This is a genomic window from Bacillus sp. FH (assembly GCF_052216825.1).
GTDB classification, from domain to species: domain Bacteria; phylum Bacillota; class Bacilli; order Bacillales; family Bacillaceae_G; genus Bacillus_A; species Bacillus_A paranthracis.
In genome coordinates this window covers 138,060-160,706 of sequence record NZ_JBQOUU010000006.1, presented here as the reverse complement: position 1 = coordinate 160,706, position 22,647 = coordinate 138,060, and the positions used below count along the sequence as shown (strand labels likewise).

Annotated in this window: 22 protein-coding genes; 13 read left to right on the top strand and 9 right to left on the bottom strand. The window is 36.0% G+C overall.

Annotated elements, in window-relative coordinates; translation table 11 throughout:
- Nucleotides 1-246: 246 nt before the first annotated feature.
- Both ACTT1L_RS15950 and ACTT1L_RS15945 read right to left on the bottom strand, forming a co-directional pair.
- On the bottom strand, nucleotides 247-942 hold the full coding sequence (locus ACTT1L_RS15950; RefSeq protein ID WP_061130631.1) for a hypothetical protein: 696 nt from the start codon (nucleotides 940-942) through the stop codon (nucleotides 247-249).
- Nucleotides 943-956: 14 nt separating this feature from the next.
- Nucleotides 957-2,066 carry a mandelate racemase/muconate lactonizing enzyme family protein gene (locus ACTT1L_RS15945; RefSeq protein ID WP_061130630.1) on the bottom strand — a complete coding sequence of 370 codons (1,110 nt, stop codon included), beginning with the start codon at nucleotides 2,064-2,066 and terminating at the stop codon, nucleotides 957-959.
- A gap of 92 nt (nucleotides 2,067-2,158) precedes the next feature.
- Here ACTT1L_RS15945 and ACTT1L_RS15940 point away from each other — a divergent pair, with 92 nt between their 5' ends.
- Nucleotides 2,159-3,430 (top strand): transcriptional regulator, encoded by a 1,272-nt coding sequence (locus ACTT1L_RS15940; protein ID WP_076873983.1) that lies wholly within the window; start codon nucleotides 2,159-2,161, stop codon nucleotides 3,428-3,430.
- Here ACTT1L_RS15940 and nhaC read toward each other — a convergent pair.
- Nucleotides 3,419-4,840: a Na+/H+ antiporter NhaC gene (gene nhaC, locus ACTT1L_RS15935; RefSeq protein WP_000711545.1), complete on the bottom strand. Its 1,422-nt coding sequence runs from the start codon at nucleotides 4,838-4,840 to the stop codon at nucleotides 3,419-3,421. The two genes, ACTT1L_RS15940 and nhaC, sit on opposite strands and share 12 nt — an antisense overlap.
- A 293-nt stretch (nucleotides 4,841-5,133) precedes the next feature.
- Here nhaC and ACTT1L_RS15930 point away from each other — a divergent pair, with 293 nt between their 5' ends.
- The 3 genes from ACTT1L_RS15930 to ACTT1L_RS15920 all read left to right on the top strand — a co-directional run bounded on the left by ACTT1L_RS15930 (nucleotide 5,134) and on the right by ACTT1L_RS15920 (nucleotide 7,821).
- Complete coding sequence (locus tag ACTT1L_RS15930; RefSeq protein WP_000853529.1) at nucleotides 5,134-6,249, top strand: M20 peptidase aminoacylase family protein; 1,116 nt, start codon at nucleotides 5,134-5,136, stop codon at nucleotides 6,247-6,249.
- A gap of 213 nt (nucleotides 6,250-6,462) precedes the next feature.
- A complete protein-coding gene (locus ACTT1L_RS15925; RefSeq protein ID WP_061130627.1) occupies nucleotides 6,463-7,071 on the top strand; it encodes an SAM-dependent methyltransferase in 609 nt (202 codons plus the stop codon).
- A 3-nt stretch (nucleotides 7,072-7,074) separates the two neighbouring features.
- The gene (locus tag ACTT1L_RS15920) at nucleotides 7,075-7,821 is read left to right on the top strand and encodes a hypothetical protein (protein ID WP_014893355.1); all 747 of its coding nucleotides are present in this window, start codon (nucleotides 7,075-7,077) and stop codon (nucleotides 7,819-7,821) included.
- A 51-nt stretch (nucleotides 7,822-7,872) separates the two neighbouring features.
- Here the strand turns inward: ACTT1L_RS15920 and ahpF are convergent, their stop codons facing one another.
- Both ahpF and ahpC read right to left on the bottom strand, forming a co-directional pair.
- On the bottom strand, nucleotides 7,873-9,399 hold the full coding sequence (gene ahpF, locus ACTT1L_RS15915) for an alkyl hydroperoxide reductase subunit F (protein ID WP_000599492.1): 1,527 nt from the start codon (nucleotides 9,397-9,399) through the stop codon (nucleotides 7,873-7,875).
- A 14-nt stretch (nucleotides 9,400-9,413) separates the two neighbouring features.
- The gene (gene ahpC / locus ACTT1L_RS15910; RefSeq protein WP_000924422.1) at nucleotides 9,414-9,977 is read right to left on the bottom strand and encodes an alkyl hydroperoxide reductase subunit C; all 564 of its coding nucleotides are present in this window, start codon (nucleotides 9,975-9,977) and stop codon (nucleotides 9,414-9,416) included.
- Between the two features lie 588 nt (nucleotides 9,978-10,565).
- On the opposite strand from ahpC, the gene mtnK reads away from it, so the two are divergent.
- The 3 genes from mtnK to ACTT1L_RS15895 are packed head-to-tail and all read left to right on the top strand — an operon-like array spanning nucleotide 10,566 to nucleotide 13,545.
- Nucleotides 10,566-11,795, top strand: coding sequence for an S-methyl-5-thioribose kinase (gene mtnK / locus ACTT1L_RS15905; RefSeq protein WP_061130625.1), 1,230 nt, complete (start codon nucleotides 10,566-10,568; stop codon nucleotides 11,793-11,795).
- A 12-nt stretch (nucleotides 11,796-11,807) separates the two neighbouring features.
- Entirely contained in the window at nucleotides 11,808-12,851 is a 1,044-nt protein-coding gene (gene mtnA, locus ACTT1L_RS15900; protein ID WP_000392482.1) for an S-methyl-5-thioribose-1-phosphate isomerase, read from the top strand.
- Between the two features lie 52 nt (nucleotides 12,852-12,903).
- A complete protein-coding gene (locus ACTT1L_RS15895) occupies nucleotides 12,904-13,545 on the top strand; it encodes an L-fuculose-phosphate aldolase (RefSeq protein ID WP_000926545.1) in 642 nt (213 codons plus the stop codon).
- 39 nt (nucleotides 13,546-13,584) lie between these two features.
- On the opposite strand, the gene ACTT1L_RS15890 is transcribed toward ACTT1L_RS15895, so the two are convergent.
- The 3 genes from ACTT1L_RS15890 to ACTT1L_RS15880 are packed head-to-tail and all read right to left on the bottom strand — an operon-like array spanning nucleotide 13,585 to nucleotide 16,595.
- Complete coding sequence (locus tag ACTT1L_RS15890) at nucleotides 13,585-14,592, bottom strand: FecCD family ABC transporter permease (RefSeq protein WP_000613088.1); 1,008 nt, start codon at nucleotides 14,590-14,592, stop codon at nucleotides 13,585-13,587.
- The gene (locus ACTT1L_RS15885; protein WP_000823048.1) at nucleotides 14,589-15,629 is read right to left on the bottom strand and encodes a FecCD family ABC transporter permease; all 1,041 of its coding nucleotides are present in this window, start codon (nucleotides 15,627-15,629) and stop codon (nucleotides 14,589-14,591) included. The genes ACTT1L_RS15890 and ACTT1L_RS15885 overlap by 4 nt, the downstream gene beginning before the upstream one ends.
- Before the next feature lie 48 nt (nucleotides 15,630-15,677).
- A complete protein-coding gene (locus ACTT1L_RS15880) occupies nucleotides 15,678-16,595 on the bottom strand; it encodes an iron-hydroxamate ABC transporter substrate-binding protein (RefSeq protein WP_000732578.1) in 918 nt (305 codons plus the stop codon).
- 331 nt (nucleotides 16,596-16,926) lie between these two features.
- Here ACTT1L_RS15880 and ACTT1L_RS15875 point away from each other — a divergent pair, with 331 nt between their 5' ends.
- On the top strand, nucleotides 16,927-17,976 hold the full coding sequence (locus ACTT1L_RS15875) for an NAD(P)/FAD-dependent oxidoreductase (RefSeq protein WP_442821995.1): 1,050 nt from the start codon (nucleotides 16,927-16,929) through the stop codon (nucleotides 17,974-17,976).
- Between the two features lie 195 nt (nucleotides 17,977-18,171).
- On the opposite strand, the gene ACTT1L_RS15870 is transcribed toward ACTT1L_RS15875, so the two are convergent.
- Nucleotides 18,172-18,540 (bottom strand): hypothetical protein, encoded by a 369-nt coding sequence (locus tag ACTT1L_RS15870; RefSeq protein WP_000235473.1) that lies wholly within the window; start codon nucleotides 18,538-18,540, stop codon nucleotides 18,172-18,174.
- 181 nt (nucleotides 18,541-18,721) lie between these two features.
- Here ACTT1L_RS15870 and ACTT1L_RS15865 point away from each other — a divergent pair, with 181 nt between their 5' ends.
- From ACTT1L_RS15865 to ACTT1L_RS15845, 5 genes are all read left to right on the top strand, one after another.
- Entirely contained in the window at nucleotides 18,722-18,961 is a 240-nt protein-coding gene (locus ACTT1L_RS15865; protein WP_442821994.1) for a helix-turn-helix domain-containing protein, read from the top strand.
- Nucleotides 18,962-19,197: 236 nt separating this feature from the next.
- Nucleotides 19,198-19,713 (top strand): hypothetical protein, encoded by a 516-nt coding sequence (locus ACTT1L_RS15860; RefSeq protein WP_000051521.1) that lies wholly within the window; start codon nucleotides 19,198-19,200, stop codon nucleotides 19,711-19,713.
- Between the two features lie 20 nt (nucleotides 19,714-19,733).
- Nucleotides 19,734-20,183: a spore coat protein gene (locus ACTT1L_RS15855; protein ID WP_000432501.1), complete on the top strand. Its 450-nt coding sequence runs from the start codon at nucleotides 19,734-19,736 to the stop codon at nucleotides 20,181-20,183.
- Nucleotides 20,184-20,345: 162 nt separating this feature from the next.
- On the top strand, nucleotides 20,346-21,014 hold the full coding sequence (locus ACTT1L_RS15850) for a hypothetical protein (protein ID WP_001004282.1): 669 nt from the start codon (nucleotides 20,346-20,348) through the stop codon (nucleotides 21,012-21,014).
- 237 nt (nucleotides 21,015-21,251) lie between these two features.
- A complete protein-coding gene (locus ACTT1L_RS15845; RefSeq protein WP_000434741.1) occupies nucleotides 21,252-22,517 on the top strand; it encodes a hypothetical protein in 1,266 nt (421 codons plus the stop codon).
- The last annotated feature ends 130 nt before the right edge of the window (nucleotides 22,518-22,647 follow it).

The following is a 22,647-nucleotide window of genomic DNA, read 5'->3' as shown; positions in this document are numbered from 1 at the left end:
TATTTGGAGTTGCGCCGATATATTTTGGAAATCGCTGATATATTTGGAGTTGCGCCGATATATTTTGGAAATCGCTGATATATTTGGAGTTGCGCCGATATATTTTGGAAATCGCTGATATATTTGGAGTTGCGCCGATATATTTTGGAAATCGCTGATATATTTGAAGTTGCAATCGATATGTTCAAGGAAGAGAAAGCAAAAGGAGATGTCACAGCAGACATCTCCTTTTTTCTAGCGTAGCAATTATCGCCCAAACTTCACAACAAAATCTCCATCCACCTTCTCCATCTCATACCCGCGATACCCCTCCGAAAGCAACGCCTGTTGTCCACCAGCATTGTTCATTGGAATGCTCTTAATATCCGTCCAATCTCGTTCTTTAACTCCGCGCAATTCCTTCACAAAAACATACCGCATACTACCACCATACTTCTCCTTCAGCGCAGCAATCTCCATCCCTTGCGCAAACTTATCCTTCAAACTTGGAATGTTAAAAGGGGCAACGGTGCAGCAAACGTAGTCGTATTTGCTATCTTCTTTTTGTAATTCATCCATGATGACTGTCGCTAATATTTTTTGCATACCATTTCCACGCCAGTTCGGATGAACGTTTGAGATTTCTTGATAGATGACGCGGTGCAGTTCCCTTTCTGGTATGCCAATATCGAGTCCTAAATGTTCATCGTCGATAGGAGGGACGAGTAGGGCGCGAAATGCGATGAGTTCGTTTTCGATAAAAGCACCGATCATCATGCCGTTTCCTTCTAGAATGTATTGAAATTCTTCTTGGGAGAGTGGTTGTAGACGACTTTTATCTTCTAGTGCTTCAACTACAACGTTTTGTAGTAATAAAATTTGTTCGATGTGCTCTAGTGATAGTAATGTAACGTGAAATAGCTCGTTATTTTGTTTTAATCTGCCCTCGTATAGAACTGTCATGCGTTAGCCCTCCTTTAGCGTACACTGTCTTGAAAGACGGTGAGTTCTCGTAGTGTATCTTCATTTATTTCGATACCTAGTCCTGGCTGTTCGTTTAAGCGAATAAATGGTACGTCGTAATGTAAGTTTCCGATGTCCTTCGTGAATTTTAATGGACCTGTAAGTTCAACGCTCGTAATAATTTTTTTCGAGAAAGCGACATGGAATCCCGCGGAAGAGGCAACGGATGATTCGACCATGGATCCAACTTGGCATTCAATACCTGCCATTTCAGCTTGATGAGCAAGTTTTACAGCTGGATATATGCCGCCGCATTTCATTAGTTTTATGTTTACTTTATCAGCAGCGTCTAATTTAATAATTTGGCGCATTTCACGAGAGCTCTTTAATCCTTCATCAATCATAAGTGGAAGATCTGTTTTCGAACGAATGTGAGCCATTGCGTCAATATCGTCTGCGATGACAGGCTGTTCAATCCAGTCGATGTTTACATGACTTAATGAACGAAGTGCTGTTAATGTGTTTGCACTATTTTTCCACCCCTGGTTTACATCAACACGAATTGCGATGTTATTTCCTACACGCTCACGTACTGCTTCAATTCGTTTTACATCTTCTTTTACATTTGTACCGACTTTCATTTTGAAAGATTGGTAACCTTTTTGAATCATGGAAGCAGCTTCTTCAGCCATTTCTTCTGGATCTGCGATACTTAATACGTGAGTGATAGGAAATTCTTCATGGTATCGTCCACCAATTAATTGATATACAGGTTGATTTAATTTTTTACCCATTATATCAAAACAAGCAATATCAATCGCAGCTTTTGCAGTAGGAACACCGTAAATTGTATTGTCCATCATATCGTGTATTTTCTCGATATTCATTGGATTTTTCCCGATAAGAGCAGGTGCTAGTGTATGCTTTAAAGTATGGAAAGTACTTTCCCAAGATTCGCCTGTAACGTGATCATCAGCGACGCCTTCACCGTAACCGATAATGCCTTCGTCTGTTTCCATTTTGACAATAATAGAAGGCATATCAGAATAAGAACCGTAACTAATAACAAACGGATCGCGAAGCGGTAAACGAATTGCATAAAGATGAATAGCTGTAATTTTCATTAGGTAGAGACCCCTTCCTGTTTACAATGGTTTTGTACATTTGATATAGTTGACGTTAAATAGTCGTTAATTAATGATAAGGAGTTAGAGAAATGATGATAAAAATTGCAGTTGTCGGTTCAAAAGAGTTTATGGAGACACTTTTACCTATTGCTCATAAACTAGAAGAAATAGAAATTGATCCATATGTTTACCTTTATCCGGCAGAATCTTCTGAACTATTAAAGCGTTTAAAGCCTTGTGATTTCATCTTTTTCTCAGGTGCTTTACCTTATTATATGGCAAAAGAAATAAGAGAACAATTACGAATTCCAAGTACGTACTTACAGCAAGACGAGACGACTGTCGCATCTTCCATTCTTTCTGTCATGTATCACCAAGGGGTTCAACCACATAACATTTCAATTGATTTAGTAGACCGTTCATTCATTATAAATGTGTTCCATGATATTGGCATAAAAGAAAGTCCACAAGTGTTTGATTATGAAAATATGCTGTGGAGTAAAGATGAAATAAATAGAGTTATTGATTTTCATGTAGCTAAATATCAATCTGGAGAGGCTCATTTAGCTTTAACTAGCATTCATGCTGTCTATGATGAACTTCAAAAAATAGGTATTCCTTCAGAACGTATGATAGATCCGAAGCAATCTATTATACATGGGCTAAAAGATGCAAAAATAAAAGCTGAGTTAGCAAGAAGCCATTCAGCTACTGTTGGTGCTTGTATTATTTCTTCTTTAGAATTACGAGATGGTTTGCTTGAGCAATTAGATGTTATTTCAAAAGAACTACGTGGTTCATTTAAAACAATTGATGAAATGACGTTCATTTTATATACGACTCGTGGTGATATTGAATCCATTATAAAAACAAATACGATGAATAATTTATTTGCGAGTATAGAAGGAACGATAGCTATTGGATTTGGTTACGGAAAAACTGTGAAAGAAGCGGAGCAAAATGCTAAAATCGCCCAAGGTTTCGCGAAGAATAATCCAATAGACCACTGTTTTTATATACTAACAAGTGATAAAGAACTATTTGGTCCGTTCCCGAAAGAACAGAGAGTACAAAGTTTGAAAAATGATAATCCGGAACTAATGAAAATAGCGAAGGAAACGAAACTTAGCCCAGCAAATTTATCAAAAATTATTCAATTTAGTCAATCACATCCGTCATTAAAGTTTACAGCAGCAGATCTTTCTGAATACTTACAAGTGACTCGGCGATCAACAGAAAGGTTATTAAAGAAACTAGTTGATTATGGGTATGTTCATATTTGCGGCGAGGAAATGCCTTATCAACAAGGGCGTCCTCGCGCAATATATGAACTGAATTTACCGTTATCTTTAAGCTTCTAATTGAGTGTTTTGTTTTTTTAGTAGTTCTGCTTTTTCAATGTCAGATAGTTTCGTAATTGTGAGACCAGTTATACCGTAAATGATCGAGATAATAGGTACGATGAAATTCAATATAGCATAAGGAGCATATTCAAATGCACCTACGCCAAGTGTTGCGAGTATAAATACGCCGCATGTATTCCAAGGTACGAAAACAGAAGTTAATGTTCCGCCATCTTCTAATGCTCTGGATAAATTTTTAGAATGTAGTCCTTTTTCTGTGTATGCATTCGCGTACATTCTTGAAGGAACAACAATCGAAATATATTGTTCAGAGCAAGTAAGATTTGTTGCAAAGCAAGATGCGATAGTTGAAGCGATAAGTCCTTTTGCTGATGTCGCTAATTTTAAAATTTGATTTACAATGGAGCGAAGAATACCTGTATGTTCTAATACTCCTCCGAAAGTCATAGCGACAATTGTCATAGAGACGGTATTCATCATAGAGCTTAAACCACCACGATTAAATAGCTCGTCTACTAGCTTGTTGCCAGTGTCTATGACAAATCCACTTTGGAGTGCAGCGACAGCTGATGAGACAGAACCACCTTGAATAAAGACTTGTGATAAAAATCCTAAAATAATACCTACGAGAATAGCTGGTATAGCAGGAACTTTTTTAGCGACCAATACCATAACAACTACAGGTATGATTAATAGGAAAGGTGAGATAACAAAGTTTTGTTGCAATACTTGTAATGTTTGCTCGATGCTTTTTGCATCGATATTGTTAGCACCGAAGCTTCTTCCTAAGAAAGCGTAAACGATAAGAGTAATAATTAAACCTGGAATTGTAGTAAATAACATATGACGAATATGTGTGAATAAATCTGTATTTGTTAATCCTGCGGCTAAGTTTGTTGTGTCTGAAAGCGGTGACATTTTATCGCCGAAATAAGAACCGGAAATGATAGCACCGGCAACCATCGGAGCTGGGATTCCCATACTTAGGCCAATGCCCATTCCTGCAACACCAATTGTTCCCATTGTAGACCAAGAGCTACCAATAGCTAATGCAACAATAGAACAAATAATTGTAATTGAAACTAAAAATAGTGATGGTGTTAATAGATTTAAACCGTAATAAATCATTGTTGCGACGATTCCACCACCAATCCAAGCACCGATCGTTAAACCTACTAGAATAATGATAACGATAGCGGGTAATGCGAGGCGAATTCCTTTATACATTGCTTCTTCAATGTCGTTCCATTTGTAACCGTAACGCCAAGCGACGATGGAAGCAACGGTTGTACCGATAATAAGTGGGACGTGAGGGCTTTGTTTTAATACAACAATTGTAACCATCATAACTGCAACTGTAATGATAATAGGGATCATGGCTACACCAAAAGGTATTTCTTTTTTCATAAATGTCCTCCTTGTTATGTATGTTTGTTTGTATTTTTAGAATTGTCGTAAAATAGACGTTTATTAGGTTATGATAACTAAAAATATATGTAAGCGTCAACATAAAAGACAGAAAATAAGTAATATTCTAGTTGTTTGTTTAGTTTGTAATATAGATGTAGAGTAAGCTTTTTTAGTGTTTAAAAATAAACAATTGACTTTTTTCTCAAAATTCAATATGTTCATAAAAACATCTGTTTTTCATAAGTATAATTAACCTGAATGGTTTGGAATTTGGGAAGGAGAATGTAGCTTTGAAAACATTAGAACTACAAGAGCGTTTAACTGAAATTTTTCAGCATTTACATGAAAACCCTGAAGTGAGTTGGAAAGAGTATGAAACGACAGCGTATATTACTAACTTTTTAAAAGAAGAAGGAATTTCATATAAAATATTTGATGATTGCCCAGGGGTGATTGCTGAAATTGGAAGCGGAAATCCTGTTATTGCGATTCGCGCTGATATGGATGCACTTTGGCAAGAAGTGAATGGAGAATTTAAAGCGAATCATTCGTGTGGTCACGATGCTCATATGACGATTGTAATGGGACTTATTTTACAATTAAAGAATATGAGATGGAAAAGTGGTACAGTTAGATTTATTTTTCAGCCAGCAGAAGAGAAAGGGAATGGCGCTTTAAAAATGGTAGAGAAAGGTGCTGTGGATGATGCGGATTTCCTATTCGGTGTTCATTTGCGCCCGATTGAAGAACTATCTTTGAAACAAGCTGCCCCATCAATTCGTCACGGAGCAGCAGGATTTTTAGAGGGTACGATTCATGGAGAAGATGCACATGGAGCACGCCCACATCAAGGGATAAATGCGATTGATGTTATTTCCATGATTAATATCGGTTTGAAAAACATATGGCTACCACCGCAAAGTTCCTATTCAGTAAAGATGACGAGGTGCCAAGCTGGTGGTGATAATTTAAATATTATTCCGGGTAACGGGCATTTTAGCTTAGATGTCAGAGCGGAGAGTAATACATTATTAGAAGAATTGAAGAAAAAAATAGAGCATGTCATAGAATCAGCTGCATCGATGGGATCGAAAACTTCATATGAGTGGATTGATCTCGCGCCAGGAGCTGAAGTTTCAGAAGAAGCTGAGCGATTTATGCGTAAAGGCATTCTTGAAGTGTATGGGGAAGATAAATGTACGGGACCACTTTATACGACAGGAAGCGATGATTTCCATTACTACACAGTGAAGAGACCACATTTAAAAGCTGTCATGCTTGGATTAGGAGCAGACCTACAACCTGGATTACACCATCCGTATATGAAGTTCGATCATAGTTGCATTATGGATGGGGTAGAAATATTAAAACAAACTGTATTGAAAGTGTTAGAAGACAGGGGCTAGGGAGCTCCTGTTTTTTGTAGAAATTTGTCGTTAAGTCGATATCCTTTGTCGAAACGTCGATATATTGAAAAAATCGTTGATATATTTGAAATTACGATAGATATATTGAGAAAATCGTCGATATAATTTCACGTACCTATTAATTTGATGAAAAATGAGCATCCAGTACATGGTGTATAATAATAAGTACCATTTCTTAATAGGAGAAAACGAATGAACGAACAATATTACGATGCAGTTTTACATATAAAAACAGTCGGTGAGCAAAAAGGATTTAACAAGTCTATGCATTATCATCGTTATGAACCGACGCCGTATAGCGGATTAGATGAGTTATTGAATCAATATGAAATACGAAGTAGCGACCGAATTGTAGACTTTGGATGCGGAAAAGGACGATTAAACTTTTATATGCATCATAAATGTGGTGCTTCAGCAGTTGGAATTGAAATGAATGAAGAGTTTTATAAAGAAGCGATGGATAATCGAGATCGTTATGCACGAAAGGTAAGAAACAGTAAAGATAAAATTGGGTTTGAATGCTGTTTAGCGCAGGAATATGAGATTGATCCACGTGATAACCGATTTTATTTCTTCAACCCATTTTCTGTACAAGTATTTATGAACGTAGTAAATAACATTTTACTTTCTGTAGAAGAAACGGGGAGAGAAGTGGATATTATTTTATATTATCCTTCTGAGGACTATATTTTCTTCTTAGAAAATCAGACTGCGTTTGAGTTGAAGAGGGAAGTAAGATTGCCTGGGGCTTATGAGAAGAATGGGAATGAGAGGTTTTTAGTGTATAGATTGGAGTGTTAATGTATGGGTGCTTGGGGAGTAGCAATATTATCAGACGATATTGCTGAAGATATTAAGTTACTATATAAGGATTTGTTAGCAAATGAATATTCAAATGAGGAAGCAAGTAGGATTGTAATTGAGGAGTACAAGAATGAATTAGATGATGAAGAAACTATTGCCTTTTGGTTAGTATTTGCTTCCATACAATGGAGGTTAGGGAGACTTCAAGAGAATGTTAAGCAGGAGGCATTGCAAATAATAGAGAGTGGTACAGATTTAGCTCGCTGGGAAGAAGAACCTAAATTACAGAAGAAACGTGAAGTAGTTTTAAATAAATTAAGAGAACAGTTAAATTCTCCGCAGCCAGAAGCGAAAAAAGTACCGAAGAGATTTATAGCTAATACTTCTTTAAAAGCAGGTGATGCTGTTAGTTATGAATTAGTATCGGGGAATTATATTATCCTTAAAGTCATTGAGATTGTTGAGGAATGGCATGGAGATCGATATCCTCTGTTCGAAATGTGTGATTGGGAAGGAAAAGAGGTTCCTTCAAAAGAAGAAATAGACCAATTAGAATTGAAAATAAAGATTTATGAGGGTGGAAAACAGGAAGTTGTAAAAATTGCTATTTATCCGGCCGGAAAAAGAGACAGCACATTAAAAAGAATCAAAGTAGTGGCAGAGGATGTAAAAGTAGTATTGGATATAGGGTCGCCGTATACAATACTATGTTGGAAGGATTTTGACGACTACGTAGATACATTGTAATAAAAAAGACGCATTACCTAATTGGTAATGCGTCTTTTACTCACGTCTATATTAGTTACGGATTAAGTAATCAAATGCACCTAAAGCTGCGTTTGCACCTGAACCCATAGAGATGATGATTTGTTTGTACGGATTATTTGTACAGTCACCTGCAGCAAACACTCCTGGTACGTTTGTAGCGCCGTGCTTGTCTGTTACGATTTCACCGCGAACGCGTTCAACTGTTTCGCCTAACCAGTCTGTGTTTGGAACAAGACCGATTTGTACGAATACACCTTGTAATTCAACGTGATGAACTTCTTCAGTTTCACGATCGATGTAAGAAATACCGTTTACTTTATCAGTACCAGTAATTTCTTTTGTTTGAACGTTTTTCAGAACAGTTACGTTTGGTAAGCTGTTAAGACGTTCTTGTAATACAGCATCAGCTTTTAATTCTGGCATGAATTCAAGAACAGTTACGTGCTTAACAATACCTGCTAAGTCGATAGCTGCTTCAATACCAGAGTTACCTCCACCGATAACTGCTACGTCTTTTCCAGTGAATAATGGACCGTCACAGTGTGGGCAGTATGCTACACCTTTATTTTTGAACTCAGCTTCACCTGGTACGCCAACATTACGCCAGCGAGCACCTGTTGAAACGATTACGCTCTTACTTTTCAGAATAGCGCCGTTTTCAAGTTCCACTTCAATAAGTTCTTTTTTCTCTAAACGTTTCGCACGTTGTAGATTCATTACATCGATGTCGTATTCTTTAACGTGCTCTTCAAGACTTGCTACTAGCTTAGGACCTTCAGTGCGTTTTACGCTGATGAAGTTCTCAATACCCATAGTATCCATTACTTGACCGCCGAAGCGCTCAGCAACGATACCAGTGCGGATGCCTTTACGTGCTGCATAAATTGCTGCACTTGCACCAGCAGGGCCGCCACCAACAACAAGAACATCGTATGGATCTTTATCAGAAAGCTCTGATGCATCTGGACCGTTACCCATTTTAGCTAAAATTTCTTCAAGTGTCATACGACCGCTGCCGAAAGATTCGCCGTTTAGGAAAACTGTTGGTACTGCCATGATGTCTTTGCTTTCTACTTCCTCTTTGAATGCAGCGCCATCAATCATAGTATGTGTAATACCAGAGTTAAGAACGCTCATTACGTTAAGAGCTTGTACAACATCAGGACAGTTATGACAACTTAGGCTGATATAAGATTCAAAATGATATTCGCCTTGAATGTTTTTAATTTGATCGATTAATTTTTGTTCAACTTTTGGAGCGCGTCCACTTACTTGTAGTAAAGCTAACACTAATGAAGTAAATTCGTGTCCTAATGGAATACCAGCGAATACGACACCAGTGTCTTCACCAGGGCGGTTTACGCTAAAGCTTGGTGTTCTCTCTAATTCAACTTTTTCTACTGTAATCTTAGATGACATAGTAGCTAATTCGTCTACTAGAGCTAACATATCTTTAGATACGTCATCGTCTCCTGCGCTTACTTTAAGTAAAATATCGTTCTCCATTAATTGAAGATATTGGGATAGTTGTGTTTTTATATCTGCATCTAGTATCATTTTGATCGAACTCCTTAGATTTTGCCTACAAGGTCAAGGCTTGGTTTAAGTGTAGCAGAACCCTCTTGCCATTTAGCTGGGCAAACTTCACCTGGGTTGTTACGTACGTATTGAGCTGCTTTAATTTTGTTAACAAGAATGCTTGCGTCACGGCCGATACCGTCAGCATTGATTTCCATAGATTGGATAACGCCGTCTGGATCGATGATGAATGTACCGCGAGCAGCAAGACCTTCTTCTTCCATTAAAACGTTGAAGTTTGTAGTGATTGTGCGAGTTGGGTCACCAATCATGATGTACTCGATTTTACCGATAGTTTCTGAGCTATCATGCCATGCTTTGTGAGTGAAGTGAGTGTCTGTAGATACAGAGTATACTTCAACGCCTAACTCTTTAAGAGTTGCATATTGGTTTTGTAAGTCTTCAAGTTCAGTTGGGCAAACGAATGTGAAGTCAGCTGGGTAGAAACAAACTACACTCCATTTTCCTTTTAAACTTTCGTCAGTAACTTGGATAAATTCTCCATTATGGTAAGCATTAGCTTTAAACGGTTTTACTTCTGTGCCGATTAATAACATATTAAAATTCCTCCTAAATGTTGGTTTTGAGCATCAAAAAATAGTGTGCTCATAAAATATATTTTTTAATTAACTATAATAATTCTAATTCGATATTAATTATCATATAGAAGTGGTTATTTTGTCAAGCGAATAAACGAACTTTATATCAATTTAATTAATATTTATTCTCAATTAAGGATAACAGGGAATGGAAAGGTAATTTTAAGTTTATAAATTTTCAATGAGTGCTTGAATGAGTAGTGTGTATGTTAGAGATATGATGTAAGTATAAATTCTTAGGAAGGAAATATTTCTTAGAAGTTGTCTTTTTGAAAAGGAACTGCGTATTTCTATTTTACAAAGAATTGTGTGATAAATAAAATAAAATGAACTAGAATCTTTTTGAACAATTTTTGTCCTCTCAAATATATAATTAGGAAGCATATTGCAATGATATAGAAACATTGACTCAAGATATTAACAAGATATAATAAAACCTAGATATACATTTCAAAAAGAAGAACATATATTATAGGATGAAAGATTTAATCCTATTATTTTTTATAGCTTTTAGAAAACGCTTACAATTAGTGTGGAGGGGAAACCATGTCTAAGTTCACGAAGTATTTTTTAATGGAAGCTAGCGATGTGATTGTATATGTGAAAGAGAAATTATGTAAGTTTGAACATGCAAAGGGGTTACAGTGTAAAGAAATAGGCGATGGTAATTTAAATTATGTATTCCGCGTTTGGGATGAACAGAAGAACATTTCTGTCATTGTAAAGCAAGCTGGGGATACAGCACGTATTTCAGATGAGTTTAAGTTGTCGACGAATCGTATTCGTATAGAATCGGATGTTTTGCAGTTAGAGGAAGAGTTAGCACCTGGACTTGTTCCGAAGGTGTATTTGTTTGATAGTGTGATGAATTGTTGCGTAATGGAAGACTTATCGGATCACACAATATTACGTACAGCACTTATACATCATGAAATATTTCCGAGGCTTGCGGATGATTTAACTACCTTTATGGTAAATACACTCTTATTAACATCGGATGTTGTAATGAATCATAAAGAGAAGAAGGAGCTTGTGAAGAATTATATAAATCCTGAGTTATGTGAGATTACAGAAGAACTCGTATACGCTGAGCCATTTACAAATCATAATAAGCGTAATGAGTTATTTCCGTTAAATGATGGATGGATTAGAGAACATATTTATAGTGATAAAGAGCTCCGTATAGAAGTAGCTAAACTTAAGTTTTCTTTTATGACGAATGCACAGGCGCTTATTCACGGTGATTTGCATACTGGTTCTGTTTTTGTAAAAAATGATTCCACAAAGGTAATCGATCCTGAGTTTGCCTTTTATGGACCAATGGGATATGACGTTGGGAATGTAATGGCGAATTTAATGTTTGCTTGGGTAAATGCAGATGCAACGATGTCAGCTGGAGCTGAGAAAGATACGTATATGGATTGGTTACAATCGACAATAATAGAGGTAATTGATTTATTTAAGAAGAAGTTTTTAGACGCTTGGGATATTCATGTGACAGAGATTATGGCGAAGGAAGAAGGCTTTAACGAAATCTATTTACAATCTGTATTAGAGGATACGGCTGCGGTGACGGGACTTGAGTTAATTCGTCGTATTGTTGGGCTAGCGAAAGTAAAAGACATTACTTGTATTGAGAATGAGGAAGCACGTGCTAGAGCAGAACGCATTTGTCTTCAAGTAGCAAAGAAATTTATTTTACGAGCGAATCAATATAAAACAGGTACAAGCTTTGTAGAAACGTTAAAAGAACAGTCAATGCACTACGCGAAGTAAGGGGAGAAGATGATGGAAGAGCAATTAATACCAATCCAGTGGAAAGATGATGCTTTAGTTTTATTAGATCAAACATTATTACCGAATGAGGTTGTCTATGAATCTTTTAAAACAGCTGAAGGTGTGTGGGATGCCATTCAAGTAATGAAAGTAAGAGGTGCGCCAGCGATTGGTGTTTCAGCAGCTTACGGGGTGTATTTAGGAGCCAAGGAAGTTACTCAAAATACGGTGGAAGAATTGATAGAGGAAGTAAAAAAGGTATGTGCATACTTAGCAACATCAAGACCGACAGCAGTAAACTTATTTTGGGCACTTGAAAGAATGGAGGCAGTCGCGACAGAGAACGCACACTTATCAATCGCCCAGTTGAAAGATAGATTACTAGAAGAGGCAAAAGAGATTCATAGAGAAGATGAAGAAATTAACCGTCACATTGGAGAACATGCACTAACATTATTCCATGATGGAATGGGAGTATTAACACATTGTAATGCAGGTGCGTTAGCGACGACTAAGTATGGTACTGCGACAGCTCCAATGTACTTAGCGAAAGAAAAAGGATGGGACTTGAAAATCTATTCAGATGAGACACGTCCTAGATTACAAGGTTCAACGTTAACAGCATTAGAATTGCAGCGAGCGGGAATTGACGTCACTGTCATTACAGATAATATGGCAGCTATGGTTATGTCACAAGGGAAGATTGATGCGGTAATCGTTGGATGCGACCGTGTGGCAGCAAATGGTGATATAGCAAATAAAATTGGGACATTAGGCGTATCTATTTTAGCGAAATACTACAACATTCCGTTTTATGTAGCAGCACCAACACCGACAATCGACTTAAAAACACCGACAGGAAAAGAAATTCCGATCGAGGAAAGGGATGCTTCTGAAGTGATTAATCGCTTTGGGCAATATTCTGCTCCGAAAGAAAGTAAAGTATATAATCCAGCATTTGACGTCACGCCACATGAAAATGTAACAGCGATTATTACGGAAAAAGGGATTGTAAAAGCACCGTTTACGGAAAACTTAAAAAAGCTATTTCAATAAGTAGATAGATACAAAGTCAGTCATCATAAGCTTCATACTTAGGGGGATGTATATGTTATTACAAAAAGAGAGAGAAGAAATTGTAGCGTATGGAAAGAAAATGATTTCTAGCGGTTTAACAAAGGGGACAGGCGGTAATATTAGTATTTTCAATCGGGAGCAAGGTCTTGTTGCCATTAGCCCAAGTGGTTTAGATTATTATGAAACGAAGCCTGAAGATGTAGTTATATTAAACTTAGATGGCGATGTAGTAGAGGGAGAAAGAAAACCATCAAGCGAACTTGATATGCATCTTATTTATTATAGAAAGCGTGAAGATATAAATGCGCTTGTGCATACACATTCTCCTTATGCAAAGACGATTGCATCATTAGGATGGGAACTGCCCGCAGTATCGTATTTAATTGCTTTCGCAGGCCCAAATGTTCGTTGTGCACCGTATGAAACATTTGGTACGAAGCAATTAGCAGAGGCTGCTTTTGAAGGGATGATTGATCGCCGTGCCGTTTTACTTGCGAACCACGGTTTAATTGCAGGTGCAAATCATATAAAAATGGCATTTACCGTTGCGGAAGAAATTGAGTTTTGTGCGCAAATTTATTATCAAACGAAAAGCATTGGGGAACCGAAGCTATTGCCAGAAGACGAGATGGAGAATTTGGCGAAGAAGTTTGAAGGGTATGGACAGCAGTAGAATAAAAACACCCTCAAGAAAAGATCTTGAGGGTGTTTTTTACGCCTTCTTAAGCAACAAATACATAAAGTAAGGAGCACCAATTAAAGCGACAACAATACCTGCTGGGATACCGTTAGGTTCAACGATATTTCGTCCGATTGTGTCTGCTAATAGTAATAGCCATCCGCCGATTAAAAGGGCGATAGGCATGAAGATTTGATGCCTTGGACCTACTAAAGATTTTGCAATGTGAGGAGCCATTAGTCCAATAAAGCTAATTCCTCCTGTTACGGAAACAGCTGCAGCTGCAAGCGCAACGGCCGCCACTAATAAGTATCTGCGTTCTTTTTCAATTTCAATTCCAACGCCAATTGCGACTGGTTCGTTTAATGCTAGAATGTTTAATCGGTTTGCTTTATAGAAAACGAACGGAATGAATACGATTAACCATGGGAGCATTGCTAAAACGAAGATCCAGTCATCTCCCCAAATATTTCCGGCAATCCATTTGGCGATAAAGTCCACTTTCATACGATCTGCGGATGAAATAAGGACGATCATCATTCCAGATAGTGCAAATGCAAAACCGATACCGGTTAATGTTAATCGCACCGGCTGAAGTCCAGTTGATTTACTATATGAAAATACGTAGATTAGAACAGCTGTCAGAAACGCTCCGATAAATCCAACGATAGGTAGTAAGTAAAGAAATGAACCTACATCTATTGGAAAGTATAAAAAGAAAATAGCAACAGCAACACCGGCCCCAGAGTTGATTCCGAGAATACCAGGTTCAGCTAAATCATTTCGGGTAATTCCTTGCAGAATAGCTCCTGATAAAGCGAGAGCCATACCAGCTAATAATGTAATGATAATTCTAGGTAGCCTTAAAGAGTATAAAACGAACTCCTCTTTAAAAGTTCCTTGTCCCATTAACGTTGGGAGTAGTCGATCATAAGATAAAGATGCTGAACCGAGCCCCATTCCAATTACAATAGTTGTAATGGTTAGTATAAGTAAAGCGAGTATGATAAGACGTTGTTTTCTTAGAATAGATGGTATCATGAGAACATTTTTCCTCCTTTACGTACAATGAATAGGAAGAATGGTAATCCTACAATTGCGACAATAGCAGCAACTGGTGTTTCGTACGGAGCGTTAATGGTACGTCCGATTGTATCTGCAAGTAGCATAAAGGAAGCCCCAGCAATTGCTGACATCGGTATAACAAATCGGTAATCTGGACCGACAATTGGGCGTACCATGTGAGGTACCATTAAACCGATAAATGCCATATTTCCGACAAGTGCTACAGACGCACCTGCAAGTAAGATAATAATGATAAATAGAATGGTTTTAATAACAATAATTTTTTGACCGAGTCCAATAGCCACTTCTTCACTGAAACTAAGAACTGTCAATTTTTTTGCTAGTAAGATAGCGATAAAGATACTAATTGAAATGACTGGAATAATAACTTTCAATTGGCTCCAAGTAGTTCCAATTACGCCTCCAGCAGTCCAAAGTGATACATCTTGTGAAATTTTGAAGTAAATGCCGACTCCTTCTGAAATTGCGAGTAGAAATGCTGAAACGGCAGCACCAGCTAATACAATTCGAAGAGGGGAGAGACCGCCTTTTTTCACCATACCAATTCCAAATACCATAATTGCACCAACTGCAGCACCGATAAAGCAAGCTAATGTTAAGTAAAGATAGCTGATGGAAGGATTGAAAGCAAGTGTTAGTGCAAGCGCAGCATTTGCTCCACCAGATAGCCCGAGTAATCCAGGATCTGCAAGTGGATTTCTTGTTAATCCTTGCATAATTGCTCCAGAAACAGCAAGTCCAGCTCCTACAAAAATAGCGGCAACTTCACGGGGCAAACGTATTTCGCGAATGATAGATATTTTATCCCCTTTAGCGGAGGAAGTGAGTGCTGACCATACGTCTTTTATTGAAGTATCTGCAGCACCTAATACCATTGCTACCATAAAAATAAGAAAGAATGCAATTATGCTTAAAATTAATTTGTATGTAAAAGCTATAGAACGTGTATTGTCATGTTCTTTTGTCATTCGTTTCACATCTTTTCTTTTCATAGAATAAAGGAAGAGGAATTCTTAAAATAAGAATTCCTCATGTTTGTATTATTTACCAAGAAAGCTCTTCTTGAAGAAGTCTAGTTGGAAATCTAATGTAAGTGGATCGTTGAAATAGAATTCCATCATGTTTGCTTCGTATACACGATTATTTTTTACTGCTGGGATGTTTTTATATGATTCTGTCTCTTGGAATGAGTTATCAGTATCTTTGTTTTTACTTACGATTAAGTAATCACCAGCAAACTCAGGTAATACCTCAGTAGATAATGCGTAGTAACCTTCTTTTAATGCTTTTTCTTTTACTTTTTCAGGCATTTTTAATTTCATTTCTTGGTACAGAATTTCTGTTCCGCGGCCCCAGTTCTCGCCGTATACATAAAGCTGTTTGTTGAAGTTTTCTACAACAGAAACTGTAGCATCTTCACCGATTTTTGCTTTAATTTCTTTACCAGCTTCTTGTGCACGTTTCTTGAAGTCATCAACCCAAGTTTTTGCTTCTTTTTCTTTGTTTAATAACTTACCAATTTCTAAATGCTGTGTTAAGTAATCAACTTTTCCGTAAGTGTATGTTACAGTAGGAGCGATTTTCTTTAACTTATCAACATTTTTAATATTTGATAAACCGATGATTAAATCTGGATTTAGTTCAGCGATTTTTTCAACATTTTCATCTGATACTTCAGCAACGTCTTTAAGTTTGCTATCAAAACGTGGGTTTTGTTTAGACCATGAATCTACCCCAACAAGATTTACACCTAATGACATTACGTTACCAGCGAATGATGATAAAACAACAACGCGTTTTGGATTTGCAGGAACTTCTACTTTACCATTTTCAGATTGGTATGTAATGGTTTCTGATTTACTACCTTTTGCATCGTTCTTTTTGTCTGTAGAGCCATTGCTACAAGCGCTCATAACAAGGACGAAAAGAACTGTTAGTGAAATAAATAACTTTTTCATCGTCTGTCTCCTTTAAATAGATGATATGTGTATACAATAATTTGTTTAACTGCAATCTTTTTGAAAGAGTAGTGGTAATACAAAATGTTTATTAAAAATTTTGAATGTGAGATGTCACAATATAGTATTAACCATACTAATAAAAGAAGATGTAATCTCAAATTTTCTAATTATTAACAAATTGATAATGATTATCACTATTGATTCATTAAATAATATAATTTTATCTAGTTGTATTGTCAATAGTAATTTTAATTGTAAATTTTGCGGAAACAGGTTATATTTTATTGAGAATGATAATCAATGATTAGTAGCTGAGGAGTGAGCACGAATGAATCGAGAAGAATTGTTTGATATAACTGTGATAGGCGGAGGACCTGCAGGGCTTTATTCAGCTTTTTATAGTGGACTCAGAGAAATGAAAACGAAAATAATAGAATTTCAACCACAGCTAGGTGGAAAAATACATGTTTATCCAGAGAAGATGATTTGGGATGTAGGAGGACTATTACCAGTTACAGGTGATAAATTAATTGAGCAACTTGTACAACAAGGGTTAACATTTCAGCCGGAAGTTGTATTAAATACAAAAGTAGAATCGATTATTCGTAATAAAGATGGCACTTTTACGTTAAAAGCAAACGATGGAAAAGAACACTTTTCAAAAACAGTTATTGTGGCAACTGGAAGTGGTATATTGAAACCACAAAAGTTATCAATTGAAGGTGCTGAGCGATTTGAAGTATCGAATTTAAATTATACAGTGAAGTCTTTAAAGCGTTTCAAAGATAAAACGATCATTATTTCCGGCGGAGGAAATTCTGCCGTTGATTGGGCAAATGAATTAGAACCAATCGCGAAAAAAGTATATGTAACATATAGAAAAGAAGAATTATCTGGTCATGAAGCACAAGTGAAGCAACTGCTGAACAGCTCAGCTGAGTGTTTCTTTCATACATCGATTACAAAATTAATTGCTGGTGATAGTCATGAAGCGATTGAATATGTAGAATTAACGAATCATGAGACAGGTGAAGTTTCTCATTTACCTATTGATGAAGTTATTATTAATCATGGATATGAACGTGACATTACATTATTAGAAAATAGTGAGTTAGACGTTGCGATTATAGATAATTTTTATATTGCAGGGAATGCAAATAGTGAGTCTTCAGTAGACGGATTATATGCTGCTGGGGATATTTTAAAGCATGAAGGAAAATTACACTTAATTGCGGGAGCATTCCAAGATGCTGGAAATGCTGTGAATAAAGCGAAACAATTTATTCAGCCAGATGCAAGTGAGTATGGAATGGTTTCTTCGCATAATGAGGTATTTAAGAAGAGAAATCGAGAATTGATTAAGCAGATGATGAAATAGTAAAGGAACAAGTATACCCCCATTTACTTCTCTATTCGAATGACGAGAGAAGTAAATGGGGGTTTTCCTGTTTACTATATTTTCAATCATTATAATGACACCGGTTTCATCAGTTCATGTGACATGAACGTTTTATTTATAAATCTCCCTAGAAAATAGTGAATCTATGTTTTGCTGACGCAGAACTGTATTACATTATGCTGTTCCTTTAGCTCGTTCGTTAGGAAATGGCATGTTTAATATAGAAGCAATGTACTGTTTTCCATGCATTCGAGCTAATGATTCTAATATTTGGCGAACACGTTTTGTAAGATGACCTTGTTTTTTTATTTCCTCACAATATGCGTCATAGAAAACGTATTTAGCCCAAAGGAAATCATCTTGTTGGAATAAGAAATGATTTTTGTACCATTCTCCAATTGTATGGTAACAATTGTTTTCCTGTATTGCTACGCTTTGAGAAAGAATACGATCAGATAAAGATGCAGTTAAATGAGAAATTGTGTTTTCTGTTTCAATTTGTAATGTTTTTTCTAACATTGTAATGATGTGACGAGTAGCCATATGTTAACTCTCCTTTGTGTAAATGGGTAATACCATTCTATATTTAAAAAATTCTTACTATACACTATTATACAATATATGGAATGCATCTACCTGCTTTTTAGGTTGCATTTACAAAATCTTTTTTATTTGTTTACAAAAATAAAGTAAGATACAGTATATAGGAAAAAATAATAAAGGAATGAACGAGTTGTATATAACAGTAGAAGAAGCTGCGGAGTATTTGAATTTACCAAAGTCGTATATTGAAGAGTTAATTCAGCAAAAGAAAATTCGTGCACTATTTGATGGAGAGCAATATTTATTAAATAAAGAACAATTCAATACACATTTAGAACAAATGGAGAAATATAAGCAATTAATGGAAGAAATATTGAACGAACCAATTCCAGAAGATATGGATGTTAAAGACGAAGATTAAACTATGGGAAATCCCTTATGAAGATATGCAGAAATGTATCTTCATAAGGGATTTTTTTGTTTAAAGATATTAAAAGCATAAGGAGTTCTTAGCCTTTCCTCAAATTTTGATAGGTAGTAGTCTACCATGTTAAAAGCATATTTTTTTCTAGCTAGGACAAACATAGAGAACGTAACCTGTACAGATACATATACTATCAGTGCAAAAGCTTATAAATTAATGGAAGGGGTTTTCTCGTGAGTTTATTTCATTGTGATTTTTTGAAAGACTTAATTGGATCTTTTGTGAGAGTAAACAGGGGTGGTCCAGAATCTCAAAAAGGAACAATAATATCAGTATGTCCGGACTACTTCGTATTGCAGAATGAAAAAGGTGAACTTTATTACTATCAACTTAAACATCTAAAGAGTATCACAAAAAATGCGAAAGAATGTGGATCAAGTGATTGCGAGTGGGAAGATTGCGCCTGTGCAGAAGACTTTGAAGAACTGCTTGAAAGTTTCAAATATTGCTGGGTGAAAATTAATCGCGGTGGTCCAGAGAAAGTGGAAGGCATTTTACAAGATGTTTCTTGTGACTTCGTAACATTAATCGTAAAAGAAGAAATTATCTTAATTGCAATAAAGCATATTAAAAGTGTTAACTATAATGCTTTAGCTTGTGGAGAGAGCGATGAGAGCGACGATAGTAAGGAAAGTAGCAATAATTCAGGTCGTGCTCGTGCACAAAGACAATCAAGTAGAGGAAGATAATAAGAAAGGGGGATACGAAATTGGAGAATGTATTATGTTGTGACCAAATTAAATGTTTAGTTGGTGAGACTGTCAAAGTAAACCTTCGCGGACCAGAAAGTCGAGTTGGTGAGCTTGTATCGTTAGGCAAAGATTATCTAACGTTACAATTACCACATGGTGAATTAGTATATTATCACTTGAAGCATGTGAAGAGTCTAGTTAAGAAAGTAAAAGAAAGTAAATGTGGTGATTGCTATAGTTCATGTTTCTGCTCTGATGAGGATACTTTTCTAGATATATTAAAAGACTTGAAGTATAAGTGGGTAAAAATTAATCGTGGTGGTCCAGAATGTGTGGAAGGTTTGTTAAGTGAGGTACACCATGGCTGCATTACACTAGTAAACTGCGATGAAGTGATTTATGTAGTTAAGTCTCATATTAAGAGTGTGAGTCAAGTAGTTAAATGTAAAAAGAATGAAGATGAATAATGTTTAATAAATAAGAGGGGCATTATGAGGGAAAGAGAAGAACAATTTCTTATTTCAATAGTATGAAAAGGAATTACTTACTATTAAAACAGAACTTTGCCCTGATTATTTTTTTAGAAATGAAAGACAGGAAAGAAGAAATTCATAGGAAGGAGGATATAGATGAATGAGTTAAACAAAAGTATTGGAGAAAATATATATGTTAAATTAATTGGTGAAAAAAGGTTTAAAGGTGTATTAATAGACGTAGGAAATGATATCGTTGTTCTTTACAATGGACAAGACTACGTATATATATCTTTATACCATGTACAATATTATAAATTTTTACGATCACATGATGAAGAAATCTTAAAACCAGATGTGGATTCTGTAATTAAGAGAGAGTCACCTTCAATTTCTTTGAGGAAAGTATTAAGTACTTCCAAAGGGATTTTTACGGAAATTTATGTAGCAGGAAATGCTCCAATACATGGGTATGTTACAAGTGTAATGAACGATTATATTGTTTTTTATAGTCCAGTTTATAAAACTGTATATATATCTTTAAAACACTTGAAATGGTTAATTCCGTATAAAGAAAATCAAGTGCCTTACGCCCTCAATAAAAATGAACTCCCCGTGAATCCCTTAAATATTACGTTAGCTCGAACGTTTGAAGAACAACTTATTAAAATGTCTGGAAAAATTATGGTGTTCGATTTAGGTGAGGAATATAATAAAATCGGAAAGATGGCGAAGATTGATGAAGGGCATATTGAAATATTAAAAGCGCGTGATGCGAAAATGTATGTAAATATTCAACATGTAAAATCTGTCCATTGTCCGTAAGTTAATTGAAAGGGCTGGCTTTTTCTTTTATATGCAGAAGAAAAGGTCGAGCCTATTTGTTTAGCTTGATCTGAATATGAGGGGAAAAATGAATTGAATATAAATATGTTAGTATGACTGTTGAAGAGGAAATTTTGTACTAAATTATAAAGAATATGTACGAGCTATCTTTTGATGTATTCAATTTATTTTTTTGAGGGAGAACTGCTTAACTAATATATTAAAGGGGTTTTGTTGGTGGAGCAGTTTCCAAATTCGTTATCGATTACATTACTTGGTAGTGCTGGTGGAGCAGCAAAAGCAGTTTTAGCGATTTTAAATCAAGCGATAGTAAATGAAAAAGACCCGATTTATGAAGTGATAAAGAATGTTACATTTTATTTGGTTGATATAAAACAAAAAGATAGGACGTATTATGACGAGTTGTTTCCAAATTTGGAAGATCAATTGTTTTTATCCGAAATAGATCTCCAAGATGTAGTGACATTTAAAAAACATTTAAAAGAAAGTAGTACGAGCGTTGTGATTGATGTTTCAGGGGCAGATACGATCAGAGTATTAAGCTGTTGTAATGAACTTGGAATTTGTTATATTAATTCAGCTTTGGAAAACGAGGCAGTAGATCAGGACGATAGTTTAATCGGCTTTCAGCTTACGGAAAGATATACGAGATTTGAGAAGGAAAAAGATAAATTTAAAAATACAAAAGCAATTATAGGCTCAGGTATGAATCCAGGTGTCGTTCAATGGATGGTTGTTGAACTTATGAAGGAACGCCCGAATGAAAAGCCAAGAGCATGCTATATAGTAGAACATGATACGTCATTTTTGAATGATACAGCACTTATAAAGCCTCATACACTGTATGCTTCATGGGCAGTAGAGCGATTTCTAGATGAAGCGATATGGAGTTATCCGATGTATATGAGTCATCATCGTCCTCTTTACTTTTATGAAGATGTATATGCTTCAGAGTATAAAGTAAAGTTGGGAGAGAAAGAATTTTATGGTTGTTTGATGCCGCATGAGGAAGTTTTAATTTTAGGGAAAAACTTTAACATGGAAGTAGGGTTTCTTTACCGAATTAACGAGTATACAACAAATATAATTAGACAGAACTTAGATAAGGTAGAAGATCTATGGAATTGGAATCGTAAAGTATTTAATCCAGCCGAAGAAGAGATTGCGGGCGAGGATCTAGTCGGTGTATTACTCGTTTATGAAAATAGCGAGACCTATATGTATAACGTGATGAATAGCAGTCAAGTTTTTCATAAATATAAAACGAATGCGACATACTTCCAAGTAGGATGTGGCATTTATGCTGGCTTGTGTAGTTTACTGTTCGATAACTTTAAACAAGGTGCCTATTATGTAGAGGAATTATTATTAAATACAGAAAGTAAGTACGGAGAATATTTGAATTTATATATGAATGATTTTGTAGTTGGTGGAAATGACTTTACGGATGGATTGCTACATGATCGAGTAAGGTGGATATAAATTGTGATGAAAAGGAAGGGGAAATCTCCTTCCTTTTCTCGTTATAAGGTTACAGATTGCTCTGAAAGTAATTTCCTTATCATTTAATGAGATAATATGTAGAGTTTTTGTATTGATCATGAGGAGTAGC

What these genes read in the sequence shown, in the direction of transcription:
- ACTT1L_RS15925 (WP_061130627.1), top strand. Translation starts at nt 6,463, where the DNA reads ATGAACGAACAATATTACGATGCAGTTTTACATATAAAAACAGTCGGT.
- ACTT1L_RS15950 (WP_061130631.1), bottom strand. Translation starts at nt 942, where the DNA reads ATGACAGTTCTATACGAGGGCAGATTAAAACAAAATAACGAGCTATTT.
- ACTT1L_RS15895 (WP_000926545.1), top strand. Translation starts at nt 12,904, where the DNA reads ATGTTATTACAAAAAGAGAGAGAAGAAATTGTAGCGTATGGAAAGAAA.
- ACTT1L_RS15850 (WP_001004282.1), top strand. Translation starts at nt 20,346, where the DNA reads ATGAATGAGTTAAACAAAAGTATTGGAGAAAATATATATGTTAAATTA.
- ACTT1L_RS15920 (WP_014893355.1), top strand. Translation starts at nt 7,075, where the DNA reads ATGGGTGCTTGGGGAGTAGCAATATTATCAGACGATATTGCTGAAGAT.
- nhaC (WP_000711545.1), bottom strand. Translation starts at nt 4,840, where the DNA reads ATGAAAAAAGAAATACCTTTTGGTGTAGCCATGATCCCTATTATCATT.
- ahpF (WP_000599492.1), bottom strand. Translation starts at nt 9,399, where the DNA reads ATGATACTAGATGCAGATATAAAAACACAACTATCCCAATATCTTCAA.
- mtnK (WP_061130625.1), top strand. Translation starts at nt 10,566, where the DNA reads ATGTCTAAGTTCACGAAGTATTTTTTAATGGAAGCTAGCGATGTGATT.
- ACTT1L_RS15880 (WP_000732578.1), bottom strand. Translation starts at nt 16,595, where the DNA reads ATGAAAAAGTTATTTATTTCACTAACAGTTCTTTTCGTCCTTGTTATG.
- mtnA (WP_000392482.1), top strand. Translation starts at nt 11,808, where the DNA reads ATGGAAGAGCAATTAATACCAATCCAGTGGAAAGATGATGCTTTAGTT.
- ACTT1L_RS15865 (WP_442821994.1), top strand. Translation starts at nt 18,722, where the DNA reads ATGAACGAGTTGTATATAACAGTAGAAGAAGCTGCGGAGTATTTGAAT.
- ACTT1L_RS15940 (WP_076873983.1), top strand. Translation starts at nt 2,159, where the DNA reads ATGATGATAAAAATTGCAGTTGTCGGTTCAAAAGAGTTTATGGAGACA.
- ACTT1L_RS15875 (WP_442821995.1), top strand. Translation starts at nt 16,927, where the DNA reads ATGAATCGAGAAGAATTGTTTGATATAACTGTGATAGGCGGAGGACCT.
- ACTT1L_RS15890 (WP_000613088.1), bottom strand. Translation starts at nt 14,592, where the DNA reads ATGATACCATCTATTCTAAGAAAACAACGTCTTATCATACTCGCTTTA.
- ACTT1L_RS15945 (WP_061130630.1), bottom strand. Translation starts at nt 2,066, where the DNA reads ATGAAAATTACAGCTATTCATCTTTATGCAATTCGTTTACCGCTTCGC.
- ahpC (WP_000924422.1), bottom strand. Translation starts at nt 9,977, where the DNA reads ATGTTATTAATCGGCACAGAAGTAAAACCGTTTAAAGCTAATGCTTAC.
- ACTT1L_RS15885 (WP_000823048.1), bottom strand. Translation starts at nt 15,629, where the DNA reads ATGAAAAGAAAAGATGTGAAACGAATGACAAAAGAACATGACAATACA.
- ACTT1L_RS15870 (WP_000235473.1), bottom strand. Translation starts at nt 18,540, where the DNA reads ATGGCTACTCGTCACATCATTACAATGTTAGAAAAAACATTACAAATT.